Origin of the sequence: Bradyrhizobium sp. (assembly GCF_017881085.1) — a bacterium.
In the GTDB taxonomy this organism is placed as follows: domain Bacteria; phylum Pseudomonadota; class Alphaproteobacteria; order Rhizobiales; family Xanthobacteraceae; genus Bradyrhizobium.
This window is the reverse complement of sequence record NZ_JADGRI010000257.1, coordinates 1-8055: the sequence shown is the minus strand read 5'-3', so window position 1 is coordinate 8055 and position 8055 is coordinate 1. Positions and strand designations below refer to the sequence as shown.

The window sequence follows — 8055 nt, the reverse complement described above, 5'->3', positions numbered from 1 at the left end:
TTGTGTGGGTGGGGTCCTGCAACCGCATCAGCGGGGTAACGATACGCCCCGCTCCGCTCGGTTCGAGCTGACTCGTCATCTGCCGATGATAGGCGCCGGTCGCATCCAGCAGGAGCAGCGTGTGGCCGGTTGGAGCCGTATCGAGCACCACGAAGGCGCTCCTGGCCTCCGCAACAATGTGCGAGAAGGCATGGAACACGGCAACTTCCTCGGTGCATGGCGAAGCAAGATCCTCGAGCAGCAGCGCCCTGCCCTGCGCGTCGAGGTCACGGCCACGACTCGCCATGATCTTCGCGACATACCGCTCTGTCTCAACCCGGGGGTCGATCCGGTCGACCGTCAGGCCCGGCATTGCGCCATCAACGACGAAAGCGACATGAGCCGCCGGATCGGTCGTGCTGAGGTGGACGGCATGACCGCGCTTGGCCAGTCCTACGGCAATGGCGGCGGCAATCGTCGTCTTTCCGACTCCGCCCTTGCCCATGACCATGATGAGGCCATGGGCGCCTTGCGCGATGTCGTCGACCAGCCGGTCGAGGCCCGGCAGGTCAACCAGCTCGGCCGTTTGGTCCCTGGTTGCGATCGGCGGCGGCGGATTGGAGGACGACAACAATGCCCTGAGCGCCGCAAGGCCGACGATGTCGAAACCGAGCAGCGGGATTTCGTCCCGCGGCAGTTTCGTCAGCGACGCCGGCATCGCGGCCAAGGCCTCGTCCTGATCCCGCTCAAGTGCAACTGCAACGACATCCGTCGGGTCCGTGGCGTGGAAGCGTCCGTTCACGACGAGTATCTGGTTCGAGAGATTGAGCGCGTCGAGTTCGCCCGAAGTTCTGGCCGCCTCGCGGATCGCGCCCTGGTCGGCGCGGGTGACCAGGATGATGGTAGTCCGCCTGGAATCGCCCAGCGCCTGAAGCGCCTGGCGAAAGCGGTTCTCCTGCATCTTCAAACCTGAATGTGGACCGAGGCAGGACGCGCCCCGGTCATTGCCCGCCAGAAAGCCGGTCCATGCTTTTGGTAGGCTAAGCAGTCGCAGCGTGTGGCCCGTCGGGGCGGTATCGAAAATGATGTGGTCGAACCCCGCCTCATCGCCGTCGAGAAGTCCCACGAACTCGTCGAAGGCGGCTATTTCGGTGGTACATGCGCCGGAGAGTTGCTCGCGCACAGTTGATCGCTCCTTAGCGGTCGTTTCGGGACCAAGTTGTTCGAGCACGCGGGTTCGATAACTCTCGGCCGCTGCCTCCGGGTCAATGTTCATCGCCGAAAGTCCGACGACGTTCGGCACCGGCGTCGGGCTTTCGTTCAGGGCGATCTCGAGCATCTCGTCGAGGTTCGACGCGGGTTCGGTGCTGACGAGCAGGACACGCAATCCGCGGTCAGCGAGGCCGATGGCTGTGGCACACGCCAGAGAGGTTTTACCAACACCGCCCTTGCCGGTGAAGAACAGAAATGGTGTCGGAGCATTCAGCGGGCGAAAGTGAAGCATCTAGACCATCTCAACGCCGATGCAAAGACCATGCGCCATTCGGCGCCGCACCTGAGCGCTTTCGCCGGCATTTCCGCAACCTGAAGCGCTTTGCGTAGTTTGTATTGAATAGCAACGCAATGGGCGCGCGTTGTTGCGATGGATCAATAAATGGCAGATGTCCGACTCCAGCCACGTCGAGATTCTGTTGATGACGCCTTTTGAACGACGGCCTTTTGGCTTTGCGCCAGGAGCGGTCATGTGGGTCGGCTAATCGTTGACCTTCACCTCTGTCACACCGTGATCGGGCTCAACGACATTTTTGTTTTGTTGAAATGCAAAACCGATAAGTCCAAGCACGATAAAGATGGCTCCAGCCGCCATTAGCCAGTGCGGATATTGCAGCGCGGAGAGATTGCTCACTAGGAGGCTTTCATTTTCTTCACCTGCAGCTCGACTGCGCCGACGCAAAAGCGCGCGCGGATATCAGCCGATCGGTGGGTGCAGACTTCGAGAGCCGGAGCCCAACAGGCTGCGGAGCTAACGGGGCGATAATTTCATCCATGGCAATGGTCGCCGGCTCTCTCGCGTGATCGTCGCGCGTGGCCAACGGCTTTTTCGCCTTCGCCTTGGGGGTCGGCTCAAGCTCCGCACGCCTGCGGATGGCGTCGGAGCGACCAAGATGCGGATCGTTGTTGACAATCCACTTATCAACCATCTTGAGGGCCCCCTTACCAGCGGCCCCCGAAACCAGCGCGACGATCTTCAACCGGGTACTGCACCGGGAACTGCACCGGGTACGATAGATCAGGTGCGCTGCTCTTCGCCTCTTCTTCTGCCAGCAGCGTGACAATCACCTTACGCCGCTCTTCATCCATATTGCTCTGTTCAGCCAAGAGCCGTCTTAAGAAGAGCGTAAGGTTCTTCTCTTGAATGAAACGTTGCATGACTAACCGCTCCTACACACCGTTTGATCAATCTGACCAAGCCAAGAGGGCGATTTCATCGGATCAACTGACGTTCTTACCGTCTTGATTGCGTGCAGCGCGAATTTGCACCCTCGGCAGCCCGGGAATTCAAAAGCACAGAATTCGCCTTGCGATCCGCTGGCCGCTCCATCAGCCGAGGTAATTTCGAATCGACACTTAAAGGGAGCCGTCGCGAGTTGCGCCACGACACTCTCAGTCACCGATAATTGCCGAGATCGGAGCGGTGATAAAACCACAATGGGGATTATGGGTGCCAATGTGCTGTGCAATATTGCTCATGCACGGAGAATCTTTTTGGAGAGCGTTTGAGTTTCCCTCCAATTTGTCGATTCTCAAGCAATTCCGACAGACAATTCGATTTTATTTTTCCTCGGGCAACCGACAGGCCAGATCGACCCGCCATGACCAAGCATCCCTGTTTCAAGAATGTACGCCGCAATGGCGCGTCAGCAGCAGGTTTCGGCGCCGATAGTCGATTAGTGGATTTGTCTTTGATCTAGGTCAATCCGCGCGTCCTTATTTCGCGCGGTAGGGCGGGAACGTTTGCCGGCTGACCCAATTTGTCCCACATCTGAGGTGGGACGCACAACAATTGCGTGCACCTCAGCGCGCATGTGCCAAGTCCGCCGCAAACTGCGAGGTCGAGTTGTTTGGGGTGCGCTCAGCGCGATCTTACTGGAGATTTCTATTATGAAAGCACGCCTGAAGCTGACTGCAGTGCTAGGTCTGGCATTGTTGATCGTCCCTTTCAGCGCAAATGCTCAGGAACAGAAACGCGGCCAGGGCAAAGGAGCGCCGGCGGGCCGGTCAGCCCCGGCTGCGCGCTCCGCGCCGCCACAGCGGCAGGCTGCGCCGCAAATTCGGGCTGCACCACAACGCCAAGCAGCACCGCAACGCCAGGCCATGCCGCAGCGTCAAGCCGCGCCACAATTCCGGGCCGCACCGCAACGACATGCCGCGCCACAACGCCAGGCGCCGCAAAGGACCGTAGCTCCAGCGCGTCAAGCAACGCCGCGCATCGTCAATAATCCGCGGGCCAAGGCACCCACCCGAACAGCAACTCCGCGGACCGACCGCAACGCTGTGCCCAAGGCCGCCGTATCCGCTGCGCCAACGCGCCAGCAGTTGCGCAGCCAGCAACGCGAAGAGCGCACGCTGCGCCAACAGGAAACCCGTCAACTGCGAAACCTTCCGGCTGCGCAACGGGTGCAGAAGCAGCAGGAATTTAATCAGCAGCGTGAGCAGCGCGCGCAGCAGCGGCTACTGCCTAACGGCCAGGTTCGACCGAACGCATCGGTTCAACCTAACGCGCTGGTGCAGCGCGGCGAACGCCGCAACGGTGTCGCGCGTGTTACACCGCAGGCAGCACAGCAAGGCCGCTTCGCTGCGCGTTTTGCCGCACGGGCGCAGGGTGCGAATTACCGCGCCGGCACGGTTGCTCTTGCCCCACGCAGGGCTTGGAGCCTCGGCATGCGGGCAGCCTTCGTGCCGTGGTATGGGCCGGTGTTCTGGCCCTATGCCTATTCGGACGTTTTTGACTACGCGTTTTGGCCCTCTGGTTATGATGACGGTTACTTTGCCTACGCCTATGATGATTTCTTCGACGGCGTGTTCTGGGGTCAGGCCGGCCCGCCGCCCGAATACAGCTATGCGTATGCACCGCCGAGAGCGCCTGCGGCCCGCCCGACGTCTGCCGCTATGGAGGAACTTTGCGCGCAGCCCGGCACTGGCGTAACCGCTTGGCCGTTCGCAGAAATCAACAGTAAAGTCGGCTTGAATGCCGACCAAAAGCAACTTCTTGATCATGTGCGAACCGTGGGCCAGAAAGCCGCCGGCGCGTTCAAGACCTCATGCCCGGAGAAAAACGCTTTTGCGATGACACCGCCTGGTCGTTTGCAAGCGATGACGTTGCGGCTCACAGCCACGCTCGAAGCGGTACAGACAGTGCGACCGGCGATGGAAGCGTTCTATAGCTCGCTGAGCGATGAGCAGAAGGAGCGTTTCAATGAAATTGGGCCGAAGCAACCCAAGGACAACGCCGGTGCCAGCCAGACGTCGGCGCAGGATGGCAAGAGCTGCAGCGAGCCAAAAGCTGGGCTTGCAAATTTACCAATTGAGCGGATCGAGGACGTGGTGAAGCCGACCGATGCGCAGGACGATGGTTTGAAGCAGCTTGAGAATGCGACCGCCAAGGCAGTAACGATCATGCAAGCTGCTTGCCCCGAGGACACGCCAATCACTCCGCCCGGCCGACTGGAGGCTATGGAGAAACGCCTGCAGGCCATGATCGATGCAGCCAATACAGTGAAGCCCGCCCTTAACGACTTTTATGGATCACTGAGCAGCGAGCAAAAGGCGCGCTTCAACCGCATCGGCGGAGAACTCGCGCAATCCGGCAACTAGTTGTGCCCTCACGTCGACCTAAAATTAGAGAGGCGGCCCTCGTGGCCGCCTCTTGTTTGACCTTCTTCTGAGTGGACTTGGAATCGACGGCCCCTGACCGCCGCGATGGTCGCTCGCCGTCTTCCATCGCTGCGACTTCGTCGCAACGTTCCACTGTCAATCAGACCGTGAACCATCCATCCGACGATATGTCTGCTGCCTTGGAACGATCGAGATTTCGGCGAGTAGTCACTCCGAAGCGAACAAGGCCTGCCAGCATCGCTGCCATTCCCTGCGCTTGCACGCCTCTTCAGATTCATGATCAGGCATATCTTGGAGCAATACAATGAATACCAAATTCTTCGTAGTTGGAGCAATCGCAGCCGCCTTGGTCGCCGGCACCGCTATGGCGCAAACGCCGACAGCAGCAACACGGCCTGAAATCAACTCAACCAGTGTCAATCAGGCCTACAAGGGTCAATGGCGGCTCTACAAGATGATCGGTCTCGACGTCTATAACCAGAACGATGAAAAAGTCGGCGACATTTCTGAACTTCTGGTCGATCAAACCGGCAAGATCCAGACTGCTATTCTTGGCGTCGGGGGATTTCTCGGCGTTGGAGAGCGCCTGGTGTCGGTCAACTTCGATCAGCTAAAGTTCGTCAATCAACCTGTCGAACTCAAAATTGCATCGAGCACGCAGGCGGCGCCCGCTCCGACAAAGAATGCTGAAACTGCTACTACGACCACAGGCGCCGCGACCACAGCGCGTCCAGCGCGAAATACCAACGAACAGTGGTATCCCGATCATGCGGTAATCAACATCACCGCGGATCAGCTTAAGGCGATGCCCCGGTTCGAGTACAACTGACCTCGAAGACTCTCTGACTTTCGGCGATATCGAAGGTTGGTATTCGACCCTTAAGTAATTTGGCAGTCGTGCGCGTCGGGCCACTAGAGCTCGGCGCGCTTCTTCCGACAAACATTGGTTGTCGCGGCTCCGATGGCTTACGCTCCATCGAGCCGCCCTTTAAGAATGAACCGATGGTGGTATATCGAAGGCAGTCCACGCTTCGTTTTGAGTAAGGGACGTCAAAAGCTCTACGGGAATGTAGGCTTCCGGATCATCGATGCAAACATTCAAGAATTATTGCGGTCGCCCCATGACGATCAAGCTAGTTGGTTCTGATCGTAAGCTGTTCGATTTTTTGGTCAAACAAACGAGCATGACCGGTCTTCGATGTTGCGAATGCGGATTGTCATGCAATCTTGATTCATTCGGGGCGTTTCAATGACGGGAATCACGATCGGCAGCGGTGAATGGGTTATTGTTTGCGATAGCCGAAAGACGCGGATTCGCTATTTTTCACAAAGCCCGTCCTCGCCGGTCTTTCATGAAGGGAGGCGGCCGTCCGCCCTCGTGGAAGTTTGGCGCTACGACATCGGCGGTGTCGACCGAGGAGCAAACTGAATGTCTGCCCAATGTATGGGCGCGCGAGACGCGTCGCCGCGCCTTCTGCGGTCTCTCACACTGACACATGCCGTTCTCTACGGGCTTGGCGTCACGATCGGAGCCGGAATCTACGTTCTCGTCGGTATCGCCGCAGGACGCAGTGGAATGCATGCTCCACTAGCCTTCATTGGCGCGGCACTGGTCATGGCCTTCAGTGCGGCCTCATTTGCTGAATTGGGAACGCGCATGCCGGTGAGTGCCAGTGAGGCGGCCTATGTGCAAGCCGCGTTCGGGCGCGATTGGCTCAGCCTCGGCGTCGGACTTCTCGTGGTCGCGACCGCGACAGTCTCGGCTGCGACGATTAGCGCTGGTAGCGCAGGTTATCTTGCGGTATTTCTGCCCGTTGCGGCTCCATGGATAATTTCCGGGGTGGTCCTTGCGATGGGTATCGTGGCATGTCTCGCCACGGCTCAGTCAGTCACGTTCGCTGGGATCATGACGCTCGTCGAAGTGGGCGGACTAGTGCTGATAATCGTTGCGGGACTCAGTCACGGGACTGACGTTGTCACCCGCCTTCCGGAGATTTGGCCTTCCGTTGGCGACCCTACGGCCTGGATCGGACTAGCCGGAACGGCGCTCATTGCTGTCTTTGCCTTTATTGGCTTTGAACATCTCGTAAACGTTGCGGAAGAACTGAAAGAGCCAAACCGTACCTTACCTCGTGCGCTGTTCCTCACCCTAGGTTTGACCGCGCTTCTCTACGCACTAGTGGTGTGGATCGCGGTAACAGCGGTGCCTCCACAGGAACTTGCTCGCTCTTCGGCACCCCTTGCGCTTGTCTTCGAGAAACTCTCCGGCATGCCCCTCGTTGTCATGAGCGCAATCGCCACGGTGGCAACCCTCAATGGTGTCATTGTGCACATGATAATGATTGCCCGCGTGATCTATGGTCTGGCGTATCAAGGTAACCTGCCGAAGCGCCTTACGAAATTGAACTCAGTGACGCATACACCTCTTCTCGCAACGGCTATCGGCGTCTGCGCGATTCTCGTGCTCGCGCTGGCTGTTCCGCTCGCGGGCCTGGCAGATACGACGGCACGCTTTACGCTGGTCGTTTTCGCAATCGTAAATCTCGCGCTAATCCGAATTAAAAGTAGAAATGAAATACCACCAATAGGTGCGTTCATTTGTCCGCGATGGATACCGTTTGCTGGCCTCGCTTCCAACGTCCTACTTTTGGTAGTCGACGTAATTGTGTGATGAACTGTAGTTTGCGAACGGTTCGGGCGCCTCTACGCAATGTTTCAGACCTCACACGGTGGCACGTCATTGGCTATCACCTGTTCCGCAGGCTGTTCGTAGGGCTAGAACGACATCACGTCAGCGTCCATCTCTGTTGCGCCGGCAATCAAGACTTCACTCGCGTCGCTGTCACTGAGCACGGCTGATCTCAGCCAGCCGGGACGACCTAAATACCGTACCTTGGAAGACGACCCACGGCCTACACTCCGACAGCCCCCAGACTCGCCTTCGCGTGACCGGGGCGCTGCAGATCAGCCGGATTGAACCCGGCGGGTGTTTTTGATCCAAGCAAGCCGTGGCGGCTCAGAAACGCAGCGCCGCGTTGCCCCGGAACTCGTTCAACCGGGGGCCAGACCGTAGAACGCGCTCACCCATGCGGCGAAGGCGACCATGATTAATCCCGGGATCACGCGAAGAGCGAACGAAAGTCCGCCGCTGGAAGCGGCGAGCACGATCTTGCTGATGGT

Annotated in this window: 7 protein-coding genes; 3 read left to right on the top strand and 4 right to left on the bottom strand. The window is 58.6% G+C overall.

Annotation, left to right across the window (positions count from 1 at the left end):
* The 4 genes from QZ213_RS20965 to QZ213_RS20950 all read right to left on the bottom strand — a co-directional run.
* The coding region (locus QZ213_RS20965; RefSeq protein WP_291688010.1) for a TRC40/GET3/ArsA family transport-energizing ATPase at positions 1-1483 on the bottom strand (1483 nt) is incomplete at its 3' end.
* Between the two features lie 249 nt (positions 1484-1732).
* Positions 1733-1885, bottom strand: a complete 153-nt coding sequence (locus tag QZ213_RS20960) for a hypothetical protein (RefSeq protein WP_291688009.1) — start codon at positions 1883-1885, stop codon at positions 1733-1735.
* A gap of 19 nt (positions 1886-1904) precedes the next feature.
* A complete protein-coding gene (locus QZ213_RS20955; protein WP_291688008.1) occupies positions 1905-2231 on the bottom strand; it encodes a hypothetical protein in 327 nt (108 codons plus the stop codon).
* Positions 2194-2409 (bottom strand): hypothetical protein, encoded by a 216-nt coding sequence (locus QZ213_RS20950; protein WP_291688007.1) that lies wholly within the window; start codon positions 2407-2409, stop codon positions 2194-2196. The genes QZ213_RS20955 and QZ213_RS20950 overlap by 38 nt, the downstream gene beginning before the upstream one ends.
* Positions 2410-3141: 732 nt before the next feature.
* Between QZ213_RS20950 and QZ213_RS20945 the strand changes: the two genes are divergently transcribed.
* The 3 genes from QZ213_RS20945 (at position 3142) to QZ213_RS20935 (ending at position 7546) form a co-directional block, all read left to right on the top strand.
* Entirely contained in the window at positions 3142-4854 is a 1713-nt protein-coding gene (locus QZ213_RS20945; RefSeq protein ID WP_291688006.1) for a Spy/CpxP family protein refolding chaperone, read from the top strand.
* Between the two features lie 325 nt (positions 4855-5179).
* On the top strand, positions 5180-5704 hold the full coding sequence (locus tag QZ213_RS20940; protein WP_291688005.1) for a PRC-barrel domain-containing protein: 525 nt from the start codon (positions 5180-5182) through the stop codon (positions 5702-5704).
* A 600-nt stretch (positions 5705-6304) separates the two neighbouring features.
* Positions 6305-7546 (top strand): APC family permease, encoded by a 1242-nt coding sequence (locus tag QZ213_RS20935; protein WP_291688004.1) that lies wholly within the window; start codon positions 6305-6307, stop codon positions 7544-7546.
* Positions 7547-8055: the final 509 nt, after the last annotated feature.